This is a genomic window from Nocardiopsis sp. EMB25 (assembly GCF_026797795.1).
GTDB lineage: Bacteria > Actinomycetota > Actinomycetes > Streptosporangiales > Streptosporangiaceae > Nocardiopsis > Nocardiopsis lucentensis.
The window spans coordinates 2,608,503-2,622,845 of record NZ_JAMTDN010000001.1; the positions used below are offsets into that span (position 1 = coordinate 2,608,503).

Sequence of the window (14,343 nt, forward strand, 5' to 3'; positions counted from 1 at the left end):
CGTGTCGCGGACCGGCCCCGCCCCGGGTCAGCCCGCGGTCTGCTCGTGGACGAACGCGGTCAGGCGCGTGAGCATGTCCGGGTCCGTGCTCGGCAGTACGCCGTGGCCCAGGTTGAAGATGTGGCCCTCGGCCGCACGGCCTCGGGCCAGGATGTCGCGTGTCCGCTCGGCGACGACCTCCCAGGGGGCGAACAGCGTCGCCGGGTCCAGGTTGCCCTGGAGGGCCTTTCCGGGCCCGACGCGCCGGACGGCCTCGTCGAGCGGCACGCGCCAGTCCACACCCACGACGTCGGCCCCGGCCTCGCCGAGCAGACCGAGCAGCTCACCGGTACCGACGCCGAAGTGGATGCGCGGGATCTCGTACTCGGCGAGCTGACCGAAGATCCACGAGGTGTAGGGCAGCACGGAGGCGCGGTAGTCCTCCGCGCTGAGCGCACCGACCCAGGAGTCGAAGAGCTGCACGGCACTGGCGCCCGCCTCGACCTGGGTGCGCAGGAAGCCCAGCGTGATCGCCGCCAGACGGCGCATCAGCTCGTCCCACAGCTCGGGCTCGCCGTACATGAGCGCCTTGGTGTGCTCGTGGTTCTTGGAGGGCCCGCCCTCGATGAGGTAGGAGGCCAGTGTGAACGGGGCGCCCGCGAATCCGATGAGCGGCTTGTCGCCCAGTTCACCGACGAGCTGGCCGACCGCCTCGGTGATGTAGGGCAGATCGTCCGGCTCGATCTCGCGGAGCCGCTTGAGCCCGCCCGCGTCACGGATCGGCTCCGCGACGACGGGGCCGACACCGGGCTTGATGTCGAGGTCGATACCGATGGCCCGGAGCGGCACGACGATGTCGCTGAAGAAGATCGCGGCGTCGACGTCGTGGCGCCGGACGGGCTGCATCGTGATCTCGGTGATCATGTCGGGGCGCGAGCAGGCCTCGAGCATGGGGACGTCGGCGCGTACCCGGCGGTACTCGGGCAGGGAGCGACCCGCCTGGCGCATGAACCACACCGGGGTGTGGGGCACCGGGAGCCGTCGGCAGGCGCGGAGGAAAGGAGAGTCTTGAAGCGTCACACCTCGATCGTGCCATGCCCGTCCCGGTGCTCTCGCGCGAACCGGTCGGAGCGGAGTTCCACGGGCGCGGGTCGCGGTGGTTTCGGCGGCGCGCCGGTCCCAAGATCATCACAAAACACCGACACGCCGTGCTAACTCCGTACCGACGAAGGTGACTCGTGCCACGGTCGGTTCCGTTCCCATCAACCGACCCGCGCTCGGGTGTCGGTCGGCTGGGTATGCCCGAACGACCCCGGGACGTGATCACCACAAGATGAAGGCTGACGTTTCCACCATGCCTGATGTCGGTAGCGCCGAGAACGCGCACGAGACGTTCCGGCGAGCGGTCCAGGCGCTGCACGGCCCCTCCGTGCGCCCGGAGATCGCCGTGCGGGAGATCCCCGCTCCCCAGAGGTTGGCCCCCCACGCGGCCGCCGTGTCGGCCGAGGTCACCGTGCAGGGTGAGGAGGTCGCCTGGGGGCGGCTCATCATCCTGTACGACCCCGAGGGAACCCGGTCCTGGCCGGGTCCGTTTCGGGTGGTGTGCCAGGTCAACTCCGAGCTGGAGTCGGAGATCGCCACCGACCCCCTGCTCGGTCCGGTCGCCTGGAGTTGGCTCACCGACGCCCTGGACGCGCACGACGCCGCCCACCACACGCTGAGTGGCACGGTCACGCGCGCCACGACGGAGGGGTTCGGCACCAAGGCCGGCGAGGGCGCCACCACGGAGGTGGAGATGCGCGCCTCGTGGACACCGGAGTCGGACCGGTTGTCGGGGCACGTCGGTGCGTGGTTGGCGCTGCTCGCGTCGGCTTCCGGGCTTCCTCCGCTGGACGTCACCGACATCACCCAGCAGCGCTCGCGGTCCTGACCCCGGCCGGGCCCCGCGCTCCGGCGCCGGATCCGGCCCGTGTTCCGCGTCCGGTGGCCACAGCGCATACCGTAGTGGTGTGGCGAACGCGTTGAACTCCAAGACAGAACACCACGAACCGGGAAACGACGACGCTGAGAGGGCGCCTCTGCTGCGGGATCCGCGGGAGGGCTTGCCCGACGTCACCTCCGACGCCGACGCACTCGCCGACGTGGTCACGGCCGTGTCCGCCGGTACCGGACCGGTGGCGGTGGACGCCGAACGGGCCTCCGGGTACCGGTACGGCCAGCGCGCCTACCTGGTCCAACTACGCCGGGAGGGCTTCGGTTCGGCGCTGATCGACCCGATCGCCTGCCCGGACCTCGGCGCCCTCGACACCGCGCTGGACGGGGCCGAGGTGGTGCTCCACGCGGCCCACCAGGACCTGCCGTGTCTGTCGGAGGTCAACCTGCGCCCCCGAAGCCTGTTCGACACCGAGCTCGCCGGTCGGCTGCTCGGCTACCAGCGTGTCGGGCTGGGGTTCATGGTGGAGCGTCTGCTGAACGTGCGCCTGGCCAAGGAGCACTCGGCCGTGGACTGGTCCCAGCGCCCCCTGCCCGAGGACTGGTTGCGCTACGCCGCACTGGACGTGGAGATCCTCATCGAGTTGCGTGACGCGCTGGAGGAGGAGCTGGCCGAGACCGGGAAGCTGGAGTGGGCGCGCGAGGAGTTCGCGTCGGTTCTGGCCACACCGCCCAAGGAGCCGCGGCCGGACCCGTGGCGCCGCACGTCGGGGATCCACCGCGTGCGCAACCAACGGTCCCTGGCCGCCGTGCGCGAGCTGTGGTACGAGCGGGACCGCATCGCCCAGGAGCGGGACGTCTCCCCTGGACGGGTCCTCCCGGACGCCGCGATCGTGGAGGCCGCCGCGGCGATGCCGCGGACCCCCGGTGAGTTGTCGGGGATCCGGCAGTTCGGGATCAAACTGGCGCGCCGTTACCTCAACACCTGGATCCGGGCGGTCAACCGGGCGCGGGACATGCCGCAGACCGAGCTCCCCCGCCCCAACGCCCCGGGTGACGGCCCACCGCCGGTGAACCGGTGGGCGGACCGGGCACCGGAGGCCGCGCGGCGGTTGGAGGCGGCACGGGCGACGGTCACGGGGATCGCCGAGGACGTGGTCATGCCGACCGAGAACCTGCTGCTGCCGGACACGGTCCGGCGGTTGGCGTGGACGCCGCCCCGCGCGCTGGACCCGGACTCGGTGGCCGCGTTCCTGCGCGATCGGGGAGCGCGGAACTGGCAGGTGGGACTGACCGCGGAACCCCTGGCCACAGCCCTCCTGGGAGCCGAGAAGGCGTAGCTTTTACCCCGGCTTCACCCACTTAACCCCAACGTGACTGAACTCACCCCGATCCAGGGGTGGTTCATGCCTGTTCCCAGGCCTCGTGTCCGATTATGTTATGGAAATGTGCCCTGGAACCCCCGGGCATGTTCAACGAAGGCGAGGTTCCGCGGCGATGGTCGCCGCGGGAGGCGATCAGGGAGATGTGGTGAGTCTGCTGGCGTTCTGGCGTGCACTTCTGCGCGAAACCGGTCTGTCCCGCGCGGCCGGGACGCGTCCGGTGGATACCACCGCGCCCGCTCCCGTGGACCCACGCGGTGAGCCCGTGGAGGAGTACGTGCGGGTCCGGGTGGCGAGCCCGTCCGGAGCCGCCTCCGCTGACGCTCCGGCCGTGCCGGAGGCGTCGGCCGCCCCGACCGTGCCGGAGAGCGGGGCGGGCTCCGTGGCGACCGCCGACACGGCCGTCAGCCCCCTTCCGCGCCGGCCTGTCGCTCGGGAGGGATCCGCCGGGCGCAACGGGGGGTCGCGTGCCGCGTCGCTGGAGCGGACCCTCCAGTCGTTGGTGGAACGGCACGGCACCGAGCACCCGGACACGATCACCGCGCGCAACAACCTCGCGACCAAGTACGCGCAGATGGGCCGCCGCCTGGCCGCCGTGCAGCAGTTCGAACTGGCGCTGACCGAGGCCGTGTCGGTGCACGGGGACGAGCACCCGCGCACCGAGATCATCCGTGAGAACCTGGCGTGGGCGCTGGAGGACGCGGGACAGCCCGCGGAGGCCGCCGCCCAGTGGGAGGTCCTGCTCCGTGAACGCGAGGAGCAGTTCGGCCCGGCCGACGAGGACACCGTGGAGGCGCGCAGCCACCTGGCCGCGTGCTACCGGCGCGACGGCCGGTTGGACGCGGCGATCGCCCACTACGAGCGGGCGATCGAGGACGTCGCCTCCACCGAGCGGCGTGAGGAGCTGCGCCTCGGCCTGAGCATGGCCCTGAGCCAGTCGGGGCGCTGCGAGGCCTCGATCAGCCAGTTGCGCACGGTGCTGATGGCGCGTCGCCGCCGCCTGGGCAAGGGCCACCTGGACACGCTCGGCGTGCACCACCGGTTGGGCCGCGCCTTCACGCAGGCGGGACGGGCGGACGAGGCGGTCGAGGTGCTGCGCGACGCCTACCGCGTGGCGATGAACTCCTCGGGCGATCCGGAGGTGCGGCGGCTGACGCTGCGGCTGCGCCGTGACCTGGCCGGCGCCTACAACGCCGCGGGACGCCCGCGCGAGGCCAACGCCCTGCTCTGAACCCCGCACCGCTCCCGGGCGCGCGAACCCACCGGTCCGCGCGCCCTTTCCCGTGTCCGGACCAGCGGTGGAGCGGGTCGGGAGACATCGGGACGAAGGCCGGTGGCGACCCTCTCGGCGGACGCCTTCGACGTCATGCTCCCCTGGCGCTCGCGTTATTTGTTACTGGCGAGTAGCATGAGCTTGACAAGTCCGTCCCACCGCCTGAGAAGGAGGGCCCATCGTGCCGCGAACCGCACGCGATGTCGTGTTTGTCGACGGGGTCCGCACCCCGTTCGGCAAGTCTGGCAAGGGCCTCTACGCCGAGACGCGTGCCGACGACATGGTCGTCCGCGTCATCCGCGAGCTGCTGCGCCGCAACCCGGGTCTGCCGCCGGAGCGCGTCGACGAGGTCGCCATCGCCGCCACCACCCAGATCGGCGACCAGGGCCTGACCATCGGCCGCAGCGCCGCCATCCTTGCCGGGCTGCCGCAGAGCGTCCCCGGCTACGCCATCGACCGTATGTGCGCCGGTGCGCTCACGGCCGTCACCACCTCTGGCGCGGGGATCTCCTTCGGCGCCTACGACGTGGTGATCGCCGGCGGTGTCGAGCACATGGGCCGCCACCCCATGGGTGAGGGCGTCGACCCCAACCCCCGTTTCCTCTCCGAGAAGCTGGTCGACCCGTCGGCCCTCGTCATGGGCAACACCGCGGAGAACCTCCACGACCGCTACCCGACCATCACCAAGGAGCGCGCCGACGCCTACGCGGTGCGCAGCCAGGAGAAGGTCGCCAAGGCCTACGCCGACGGCAAGATCCAGCAGGACCTCGTCGAGATGGTCGTCCGCTCCCTGGAGAAGGGTTGGGGACTGGCCACCGAGGACGAGCCGCCTCGGCCCGGCACGACCATGGAGTCGCTCGCCGGTCTCAAGACGCCGTTCCGCTCCCACGGCAACGTGACGCCCGGTAACGCCGCCGGCCTCAACGACGGCGCCACCGGCGCACTGCTCGCCGCCGAGGACGTCGCCGCCGAGCTCGGCCTGGACGCGCGCATGCGCCTGGTCGACTTCTCCTTCGCCGGTGTCGACCCGGCGGTCATGGGCGTCGGCCCCGTCCCCGCCACGGAGAAGCTGTTCGCGCGCCAGGGCATCTCGATCGACGACATCGGCATCATCGAGATCAACGAGGCCTTCGCCGTCCAGGTGCTCGCCTTCCTGGAGCACTTCGGCGTCGCCGACGACGACGCCCGCGTCAACCCGTGGGGCGGCGCGATCGCGGTCGGCCACCCGCTCGCCTCCTCCGGCGTGCGCCTGATGATGCAGCTCGCGCGCCAGTTCGCCGAGCGCCCCGACGTCCGCTACGGCCTGACCACCATGTGCGTCGGCCTGGGCATGGGCGGGACCATCCTGTGGGAGAACACCAACTACGAGGGGGGCAAGTGAGCACCGCGATCGAGCAGGCAAGGGAACTCTTCAGCTCCGAGATCGTCACCAACGCGATCTCCCGTGACGTCCAGCTCCCCTACGGCGCGGGCACCGCGGTGCTGATCACCCTGGACAACGGGCACGACCACACCAAGCCGAACACCTTCGGCCCCGGTGGTCTGATGAGCCTGGACGCCGCGATCGAGGCCGCCAGGGCGCGCACCGACATCGTGGCCGTGGCCGTCACCGGCAAGCCGTTCATCTTCGCCGTCGGCGCCGACCTGACCGGCGTGCCCGCGCTCCAGAACCGCGAGCAGGCGCACGCCATCGGCAAGCTCGGGCACGACGTGTTCCGCAAGCTCGGCGAGCTGGACGTACCGACGTTCGCGCTGGTCAACGGCGCTGCCATGGGTGGCGGCGTCGAGGTCGCGCTGCACTGCACCTACCGCACCGTATCCTCGGGCGTCCCGGCGTTCGCGCTTCCCGAGGCCTTCCTGGGCCTCGTCCCGGGCTGGGGCGGCACCTACCTGCTGCCGAACCTGATCGGCGCCGAGAAGGCCTTGAAGCTGATCGTCGACAACCCGCTCGCCCAGAACAAGATGATCAAGGGCAAGCAGGTCTTCGAGATGGGCATCGCCGACGCCATCTTCGAGCCCGCGGACTTCGTCGAGGAGTCGCTGCGCTGGGCGGCCAAGGTCGTCAAGGGCGACGTCGAGGTCGAGCGCCCCGAGGTCGACAAGGGCGAGGCCTGGGACAACGCGGTCAACATGGCCCGGTTCGTCGTCGAGGGCAAGCTGCACGGCGCCGCCCCGGCCCCGGCCCGCGCGATCGAGCTGGTCGCCGAGGCCAAGAACCGCACGCGCGACGAGGGCTTCGCCGCCGAGGACGACGCGCTCGCCGACCTCATCATGAGCGACGAGCTCAAGTCCGGCCTGTACGCGTTCGACCTGGTGCAAAAGCGCGCCAAGCGGCCCGCGGGCGCGCCGGACAAGCAGCTGGCGCGCAAGGTCACCAAGGTCGGCGTCGTGGGCGCCGGTCTGATGGCCGGGCAGCTGGCGCTGCTGTTCGCCCGCCGCCTGGACGTTCCGGTCGTCATGACCGACCTGGACCAGGAGCGCCTCGACAAGGGCGTGGCCTACGTCCACGGCGAGGTCGACAAGCTCCTGAAGAAGGGCCGGGTCAGCCAGGACAAGGCCAACCGCCTCAAGGGCCTGGTGTCCGGTTCGCTGACCAAGGACGCCTTCTCCGACGCCGACTTCGTGATCGAGGCCGTCTTCGAGAAGATGGAGGTCAAGCAGCAGGTGTTCGCCGAGGTGGAGGCCGTGGTCTCCCCGGAGGCGATCCTGGCCACCAACACCTCCTCGCTGTCGATCAACGAGATGGCGGCCAAGCTCCAGCACCCCGAGCGGGTCGTGGGCTTCCACTTCTTCAACCCGGTCGCCGTCCTGCCGCTGCTGGAGATCATCCGCGGCGAGAAGACCGACGACGCCGCGCTGGCCACGGCCTTCGCCACGGCCAAGAAGCTGAAGAAGACCGCGGTGCTGTGCAAGGACGCCCCCGCGTTCGTCGTCAACCGCCTGCTCACCCTGTTCATGGGCGAGGTCCTGGCGGCTGTCGAGGAGGGCACCGAGCCCGAGGTCGCCGACCGCGCGGTCGCGCCCCTGGGCCTGCCGATGTCGCCGCTGATGCTCCTCCAGCTGGTGGGTCCGGCGGTGGCGCTGCACGTGTCCGAGACGCTGCACGAGGCCTTCCCGGAGCGCTTCGCGGTGTCCCAGCAGCTGGCCGAGGTGGTCAAGGCCGGCAAGACCCAGATCTTCGCGCCGGACCTCACCATCGACCCGGAGGTGAAGGAGCTGCTCAGCGGCGGGACCAACCCGTCCGAGGAGAGCGCCATCCTGGACCGGGCGCTGCGCGCGCTGGCCCGGGAGGTCCGGATCATGCTGGACGAGGGTGTCGTGGCCGAGCCCGCCGACATCGACCTGTGCCTGATCACGGGCGCTGGCTGGCCGTTCCACACCGGTGGTATCACGCCGTACCTGGACCGCTCGGGCGTGTCCGAGGCCGTGAACGGCAAGCCGTTCCACGAAGGCGCGCTCAAGGCGCTCTGACGGTCGTAGGACCCTGGACGGACCCCGCGGGCCCGGTCGCCGAGAGGCGGCCGGGCCCGTTCTTTCGTGTCATTTCCGCACGAAACCGAATTCCCGAATAATTCGATCACTCATTCATACTTATCAGTAACCCTGTGTAATATCTGGTGCGTGGCAATCTCCCCAGAACACCAGATCTACGCGGAGTTGTTCTCCGACTCCCCCGACATGGCCGTGGAGTTCCTGCGCGAGCGCGGTGTCCGCGTCCCGGACTACGAGCGCAGCGAGATCACGTCCTGCGACCTCGGGCACGTCGACCCGGTCGAGCGCCGCTCCGACGTCGCGATCATGCTCCGCGGCGAGGGTCCCGACGGCCCCCTCGACTCACTCATGGGCGTCATCGTGGAGGTGCAGCGAGACGGGAAGGAGCGCAAGCGTTTCACCTGGCCCGAGTACGTGGCATGCCTGCGGTCCCGGCACGAGTGCCCGGTCACCCTGTTGGTGATCTGCCCTCGTCAGCCGGTGGCCGACTGGTACGCCGACCCGATCCCGCTCGGCCACCCCGGCTTCGTCCTGCACCCGCTCGTGGTCGGGCCGAAGGACATCCCGGTGGTCACCGACCCGGCCACCGTCGCCGCCTCCCCCGCCCTGGGGGTGCTGTCGGCGGCGGCGCACGGGGCCACCAAGAAGGACGTCCTGGACGCCCTGCACACCGGCCTCGACGAGATCGATCCCGAGAAGGCGGCGAAGTACATTGGTTATTCGCTGCACCTGCTCGACGCCACCGACGGACAGAAAGCACTGGAGAAGCTCATGATGGCGGACACGTTCGAGTACACCAGCGCCTGGACCGAGAGCCTCCGGGCCGAGGGCGAGGCGAAGGCGATCCTGCGCTTCCTCTCCAAGCACGGTGTCGAGGTTCCCGAGGAAGCGCGTGAGCGCATCAGCCGGTGCCAGGACGCGGACACCCTCGACACCTGGTTGGAAAGGGCGATGACCGCGACTACGATCGACGAGCTCTTCGACGAGTAGCGAAGTCCCGGTGAGCCCGGCTCCCCTCTGGGACGCCGGGCCCGTCCGCGCGTCCGCCACCGATCGCTCCGCATTCCCTATGATCGTGTGCACCGACGATCGAGCTGGTGAGGGTGACCGATGACGGAGAATGCGGCCGGGTGGGACACCCCCATGTGGAACACCACCGGCTTCCGGTTGATCAAGCTCGGGGAACTGGCGCAGGCCACGACCGCGCGGATCTTCGAGCCGCTGGGGATCAGCGCCCGCCAGTTCCACGTCCTCGCGGCGGCCGACTCCATGGCCGCCCCCTCGCAGAAGGAGCTGAGCCGGGTCCTGGGTATCGACCCCAACGTCATGGTCGGCCTCATCGACGACCTGGAGGAACAGGGGCTGGTCGCCCGGGAGCGCAACCCGCGTGACCGCCGCCGGTACATCGTCACGCCGACCGAGCGGGCGCGGCGACACCTGGACGAGGCGCGCGAGGCCGTCTCCCGCGCCGAGGCCGAACTGTTCGCCCCCCTGGCCGCGGAGGAGGTGCGGGCGCTGCACGACCTGTCCGGCCGTCTGCTCACCACGCACCCCCGCGTCACCAAGGACGCTTAGTCGGACAGGCCGAACCGGGCATGGAACCGCGCCAGCGGCGCGGGCGCCCACCAGTTGGCGCGCCCGGCCAGGCGGGTGAACACCGGCACCAGCACGCCTCGGATCAGGGTGGCGTCCACCAGGATCACCGCCGCCATGCCGATCGCCAGCATCTTCAGGTACAGCACGTCGGAGAACGCGTACGTGGCGAAGGACGCCGCCAGGATCACCGCGGCCGCCGTGACCAGCGGACCGCTGCGCTGCAGACCGGCCGCCACGGCCGCGGTGGTGTCACCGGTACGGTCGTACTCCTCCTTGATCCGCGACATCATGAACACCTCGTAGTCCATGGACAGCCCGAAGGCGACGCAGAACATCAGGATCGGGAAGCTGACCTCCAGGGTCCCGTCGGCTGTGAAGCCCAGGGCCCCGGACAGATTCCCCTCCTGGAAGATCCAGACCATCACCCCGAACATCACCGCCAGACTCAGCACGTTGAGCACGATCGCCTTGGCCGGGAGCAGGATGCTTCCCGTCATCAGGAACAGGATGACGAAGGTGACCGCGAGGACGAGCCCGAACACCAGCGGAACGCGGTCGAGGAGCGCCTCACGGAAGTCCGTGAGGTCGGCCGGATAGCCACCGATCCGCGCCTCCCCGGGCGCCGGGACCGCTCGGATCCGCTCGATCAGGTCTGCGGTGTCGTCCAGGGCCCCGGCCTCGGGGACGGCGGAGAACCAGGTCTCCTCGAAGGATCCGAACCGGTCGGCGGCCCCGGGCTCGGGCGCCAGGATCCGTTCCCCGTCGGCGTAGCGCCCGGTGAGCGCGTCCACCTGGTACACACCCTCGACTCGTGAGAGGTCTGCGGCGTAGGCGTCGACGACCTCCTCGTCACCGCTCGGCAGGTCCACCAGGACCTGGACGGCGTCCATCTCCTCGTAGGAGAAACCAGCCTCGATCCGGTCCTGGACGTCGCGGCTGGAGACACCCTCGGGCAGGACCCGGGCGTCGGGCAGGCCGAAGTTCAGTCCGAGCGCGGGAGCGGCCAGCAGCAGGACCGCCGCCAGGGCGGGCACCCCGTACATCAGGGGGCGGCGCGCCATCCGCAGCGAGAGCCCGTGCCAGAACCCCGCGTCCGGCCCGGGCTCGCGGCGGGGGCGGACACGGTGGCCGAGCAGGGACAGAGCCGCGGGCAGGACCACCAGCGCGGCGAACACGGAGGTCGCCACGGTCGCCACACCGGCGTAGGCGAAGGACCGGAGGAAGGGGAAGGGGAAGAGCAGCAGGCACGACAGGGCCACCGCGACCGCCGCCCCGCTGAACGCCACGGTGCGCCCGGCCCTGGCCACGGATGTGGCGACCGCGTCCGCGACGGCGCTCCCCCGCGCCAGCTCCTCGCGAAAGCGCGTGATGACGAACAGGCCGTAGTCCACCCCCAGCCCGATCCCCATCACCAGGCTCAGGTTGGCGGCGAACGTGGACACCTCGGCCAGGTACGTGACCCCGCGCAGGACGGCCAGGGCGAGGACGACCGCGTACACCCCCGCGCCCAGCGTCAGGGCCGCCACCGACACCCGCCGGTAGAGGGCCAGCAGGAGCGCGAACACCAGGGGCAGGATGATCGCCTCGGCGAGGAGGAAGTCGGCACGCGCCTGTTCAGCAGCCTGACGGAAGATCTCGTCCCCTCCGCCGGCCTCGGCGCGGATGGTCCCGTCGTCGCGCGCGAGGCCCGGTGAGAGGTCGGCCAGAGCCGTCCGGGCTTCGGTGACGCTTCCGTTCATGCGGACGGTGATCAGGGCCTGGGACCCGTCGTCGGAGCGCATGGCCGGTGAACCGCCGCGCGACCAGTAGGAGGCGGCCTCCGCCACGGCGGGGTGGTTGTCCAGTTCCGCCTCCAGGTCGCTGGCGGCCTCGGCGACCTCGGGGTCGTCCACCGACCCGGAGCGCGCGGTCACCAGGACCAGGAAGTGGTGTTTCCCCTCGCCGAACGTCCGTTCGAGTTCCCGTTCGACCCGCAGGGACTCCGACCCGGGACTCTCGAACCGGCTGAGCAGCAGCCGTTCCATGGCGCCGGGGGCCAGGAGCAGGCCGATGGCCCCGAGGAGGGCCGCCGCGAGGAGCACGCGCCGGGGGTGGCGCGCGATCACGGCGCCGAGCCCGCCCAGCGGTCCGGCGCCGTTCGGTGGAGAGGCGTCCTGGGGCGCGCGGAGAGCTGTGGTCGGTGGTGTGGCCATGGTGTCCGCCTTCCGGTGCCGGGGGTCCGCGTCGGCACAAACGATAGGTAATTCATACGATCGATGAAAAAGATAGTATGAACTGCATATGATTTTCCACCGGTACCGCGCACACGACGAGGGGCCGCCCCTTCTGGGACGGCCCCTGTTCTCGGCTTCGGTGTCGCCGCGGCCCTACACGCGCTCGGGCACCCGCAGCGGCTCGGTCGGGGCCGCGGGTGCCTCTCCGTCGTCCTCGGCGCCGCCCTCGGAGATGCCCACCCGGTCGTGCAGCCAGCGCAACGGGCGCGGCAGCCACCAGTTGAGGTCGCCGAGCAGCCGCATGGTCGCGGGCACCATCACCGCCCGGACCAGGCTGGCGTCCACCACCACGGCGATGGCCAGGCCGACGCCGATGATCTTCAGGAAGAGCAGGCCCGAGGTGCCCATGGCCAGCAGGACGACCACGAGCAGGAGCGCGGCGCTCGTGATGATGCGCGCCGTGCGCTGCAGGCCCGTCGCGACCGCGTGCGTGTTGTCCCCCGTCCTGAGGTACTCCTCCCGCACCCGGCTGAGCAGGAACAGCTCGTAGTCCATCGCCAGGCCGAAGGAGACGATGGTGATGAGCACCAGGTAGGTCGGGTCGATGGTGCCCACGGCGTCGAAACCCAGCAGCCCGCCGAACGCGCCCTCCTGGAAGCCCAGGACCACCACGCCCAGAGAGGCGCCGAGCGACAGCGCGCCCATGAGCACGGCCTTGATCGGCAGCACCACGGAACCGAAGGCGAGGAAGAGCAGGACCAGGGTGGCCGTGGCGACGAAGACGACGGTCGTGGGGGCCGCGTCGACGATCGCCGTGACGTTGTCCAGTTGCCGGGCGGCCACCCCGCCCACCAGGGCCTCCTCGGCACCCTCGGGCAGCGGTTCGGCCCGGATGTCGCGCACCAGCCGCCCGGTCTCCGGGGCGTCGATCGCCCCCTCGTAGGCGACCAGCACGTGCGCGACGTCCTCACCGGTGCGCTCGACGCGGGAGAGCGCGACCCTGGACGACAGTCCCTCCAACCGTTCGGCGTACTCGGTCAGGTCGTCTTCCGCGACCTGACCGACGACGGCCACGTGCAACCGCCCCAGCCCACCGGCGGGGAAGTCCTCCTCCAGCGCCTCGGTGGCGATCCGGCTGGAGGCGTCCTCGGGCAGGTAGCGCTGATCCGTGGAACCCAGCTCGGTCGCCCACAGCCCCGAGCTCAAGACCAGCAGCACACCGCCGACCGCGACCAGGGACACCGCCGGGCCGCGCATCACCGTGCGGGCCAGACGCGCCCACGCGCCGGCCCCGTCGCGGACCGCCCCGGTGACGGTACGGGTCGGCAGGGGCAGCCGCAGCCGGTCGATGCGCCGCCCGACCACGGACAGCAGCGCGGGCAGGAACACCAGGGCCGCGAGCAGGTCGAACACGACGACGGCGATACCGCCCCAGCCGATCGACTTCAAGATCGGCTGGGGGAAGAAGAGGAGCCCGGCGAAGGCGATACCGACGGTGACGCCGGAGAAGGCCACGGTACGTCCGGCGGTGTCCACGGTGCGTCCGACCGCGTGGGGGATGGACGCGCCCCGGTCCAGCTCCTCCCGGAAGCGGCTGACCATGAACAGCCCGTAGTCGATCGCCAGCCCCAGACCGAGGATGGTGGCGACGTTGACCGCGAACACCGACACCTCGGTGACATGGGTCAGGGCGCGCAGCAGGGTGAGGGAGCCGAGGATGGCCAGGCCGCCGACGCTGAGCGGTACCAGCCCGGCGACGAGCCCGCCGAAGATGAGCACGAGCAGGAACAGCAGGACCGGCAGGGTGAACAGCTCGGCGCGGACGATGTCGCCCTCAGCAGTGGCCGACAGTTCGTTCTCGACGCCGACGGGACCGCCGAGGCGGGTCTCCAACGGCCCGGACTCCAGGACCTCGGCGACCTCCCCGTACTGGTGGAGCCGCTCGGCGTGGGTCTCCCCGCTCAGGGTCACGGGCACGTAGGTGGCGTGCTGGTCCTCGGAGACGAGCATGCCGCGCTCGATGTCGCCGAGGCTCTCGTCCGTGTAGACGTCGTAGGAGGCGACCAGGTCCTCGGGAAGGTCGTCGGTGACGCGCCCGACCGCGGCGGCGAAGGTGGGGTTGGTCACCCGCATCTCGTCACTGCGAAAGACGGCGACGATGTCGATGTCGTCGTGGCCGAGCTCCTCCTGGAGCAGTTCGGTGGCGCGTGAGGACTCGGCGCCCGGGTCCTCGAACCCGCTCTCACTGACGTCGGAGAAGACCCCCGCACCCCAGACGACGGCGAACGCGGCGAAGAGGCCGGTGGCCACCAGCACCCACCATCGCCGCCGGTGTACGGACAGGCCCAGTCGGCCGAAGAGGCCCGGGTGTGTCGGCATGCGACGCCCTCTCAGTGAACATGCTTCATGGTGGTGAACGGCGTTTGCTAACGGTGTTCACTAAAGCGTGCGCCCATTACGATGTCAATATCGCCGA

General features: G+C 70.7%; 10 protein-coding genes. 7 read left to right on the top strand and 3 right to left on the bottom strand.

Annotation, left to right across the window (positions count from 1 at the left end; all coding sequences use genetic code 11):
* Window positions 1-27: 27 nt before the first annotated feature.
* A complete protein-coding gene (gene hemE, locus KIK06_RS11195; protein ID WP_083924167.1) occupies window positions 28-1,059 on the bottom strand; it encodes a uroporphyrinogen decarboxylase in 1,032 nt (343 codons plus the stop codon).
* Window positions 1,060-1,333: 274 nt separating this feature from the next.
* On the opposite strand from hemE, the gene KIK06_RS11200 reads away from it, so the two are divergent.
* The 7 genes from KIK06_RS11200 to KIK06_RS11230 all read left to right on the top strand — a co-directional run bounded on the left by KIK06_RS11200 (window position 1,334) and on the right by KIK06_RS11230 (window position 9,633).
* Window positions 1,334-1,909 carry a DUF3000 domain-containing protein gene (locus tag KIK06_RS11200; protein ID WP_017598287.1) on the top strand — a complete coding sequence of 192 codons (576 nt, stop codon included), beginning with the start codon at window positions 1,334-1,336 and terminating at the stop codon, window positions 1,907-1,909.
* A 79-nt stretch (window positions 1,910-1,988) separates the two neighbouring features.
* Window positions 1,989-3,251 (top strand): ribonuclease D, encoded by a 1,263-nt coding sequence (locus KIK06_RS11205; protein WP_268643117.1) that lies wholly within the window; start codon window positions 1,989-1,991, stop codon window positions 3,249-3,251.
* Window positions 3,252-3,450: 199 nt separating this feature from the next.
* The gene (locus KIK06_RS11210; protein WP_268645938.1) at window positions 3,451-4,524 is read left to right on the top strand and encodes a tetratricopeptide repeat protein; all 1,074 of its coding nucleotides are present in this window, start codon (window positions 3,451-3,453) and stop codon (window positions 4,522-4,524) included.
* A gap of 223 nt (window positions 4,525-4,747) precedes the next feature.
* Window positions 4,748-5,947 carry a thiolase family protein gene (locus KIK06_RS11215; protein ID WP_026127547.1) on the top strand — a complete coding sequence of 400 codons (1,200 nt, stop codon included), beginning with the start codon at window positions 4,748-4,750 and terminating at the stop codon, window positions 5,945-5,947.
* Entirely contained in the window at window positions 5,944-8,037 is a 2,094-nt protein-coding gene (locus tag KIK06_RS11220) for a 3-hydroxyacyl-CoA dehydrogenase NAD-binding domain-containing protein (protein ID WP_268643118.1), read from the top strand. Before KIK06_RS11215 ends, KIK06_RS11220 begins: the two co-directional genes overlap by 4 nt.
* 150 nt (window positions 8,038-8,187) lie before the next feature.
* Complete coding sequence (locus tag KIK06_RS11225) at window positions 8,188-9,048, top strand: hypothetical protein (protein WP_268643119.1); 861 nt, start codon at window positions 8,188-8,190, stop codon at window positions 9,046-9,048.
* 120 nt (window positions 9,049-9,168) lie between these two features.
* Entirely contained in the window at window positions 9,169-9,633 is a 465-nt protein-coding gene (locus tag KIK06_RS11230) for a MarR family winged helix-turn-helix transcriptional regulator (protein ID WP_026127549.1), read from the top strand.
* Here KIK06_RS11230 and KIK06_RS11235 read toward each other — a convergent pair.
* The gene (locus KIK06_RS11235) at window positions 9,630-11,846 is read right to left on the bottom strand and encodes an MMPL family transporter (RefSeq protein ID WP_268643120.1); all 2,217 of its coding nucleotides are present in this window, start codon (window positions 11,844-11,846) and stop codon (window positions 9,630-9,632) included. The two genes, KIK06_RS11230 and KIK06_RS11235, sit on opposite strands and share 4 nt — an antisense overlap.
* A gap of 174 nt (window positions 11,847-12,020) precedes the next feature.
* A complete protein-coding gene (locus KIK06_RS11240) occupies window positions 12,021-14,246 on the bottom strand; it encodes an MMPL family transporter (RefSeq protein WP_268643121.1) in 2,226 nt (741 codons plus the stop codon).
* Window positions 14,247-14,343: the final 97 nt, after the last annotated feature.